Here is a 1069-nt window from a genome sequence, read left to right on the forward strand (position 1 = left end):
CGACCGGCCTGTTCTCCGATGTGCGCATCTCCAATCGCGGCGGCCGCCTGGTGGTGAGCGTCGAGGAGAACGAGGTCATCAACCGCGTCGCCTTCGAGGGCAACAAGAAGGTCAAGGACGAGCAGCTCGCCGGCGAGGTGCAGTCCAAGGCGCGCGCGCCGTTCTCCAAGACCACCGTGCAGGCCGACACCCAGCGCATCATCGAGGTCTATCACCGCGCCGGCCGCTACGACGTGCGCGTCGAGCCCAAGACCATCGACCGCGGCCAGGGTCGCGTCGACCTCGTCTTCGAGATCACCGAGGGCGAGAAGCTCGGCGTCGCCGAGATCAAGTTCGTCGGCAACAAGTCGTTCTCCGACTGGAAGCTCAAGGACGAGCTGACCACCACCGAGACCAACTGGCTGTCGTGGCTGAAGAACACCGACGTCTATGACGTCGACCGCATCAATTCCGACCAGGAGCTGCTGCGCCGCTTCTACCTGAAGAACGGCTATGCGGATTTCCGCATCGTGTCGGTGACCGCCGATCTCGATCGCTCGAAGAACGGCTTCATCCTGACCTATGTGCTGGACGAGGGTCAGCAGTATCGGGTCGGCTCGGTCGACGTGGTGTCGAACATCAAGGACGTCGACCCGGCCCGCATCCGTTCGGCGCTGCGCGTCGCCAAGGGTCAGGTGTACAACGCCGAGCTGGTGGAGAAGTCGGTCGAGAACGCCACCATCGAGGTGTCGAAGAGCGGCTATGCCTTCGCCCAGGTGCGCCCGCGCGGCGACCGCAACCCGGAGGCGCGCACCATCTCGCTGGTGTTCGCGGTGGAAGAGGGGCCGCGCGTCTATATCGAGCGCATCGAGATCCGCGGCAACACCCGCACGCGCGACTGGGTGATCCGTCGCGAGTTCGACGTCGCCGAGGGCGATGCCTATAACCGGGTTCTGGTCGACCGGGCCGAGCGGCGCCTGCGCAATCTCGGCTACTTCAAGGACGTGAAGATCACCAACGAGCCCGGCTCGACGCCGGACCGGGTGATCCTGGTGGTTCAGGTGGAAGACCAGCCGACGGGCGAGTTCTC

Annotated in this window: 1 protein-coding gene; it reads left to right on the plus strand. The window is 65.0% G+C overall.

What is annotated here, in order from left to right; genetic code table 11:
- On the plus strand, nucleotides 1-1069 hold a 1069-nt coding region (gene bamA, locus KHC28_RS24080), incomplete at both ends, for an outer membrane protein assembly factor BamA (protein WP_214010935.1).

Source organism: Ancylobacter sonchi (genome assembly GCF_018390695.1).
Lineage (GTDB): Bacteria > Pseudomonadota > Alphaproteobacteria > Rhizobiales > Xanthobacteraceae > Ancylobacter > Ancylobacter sonchi.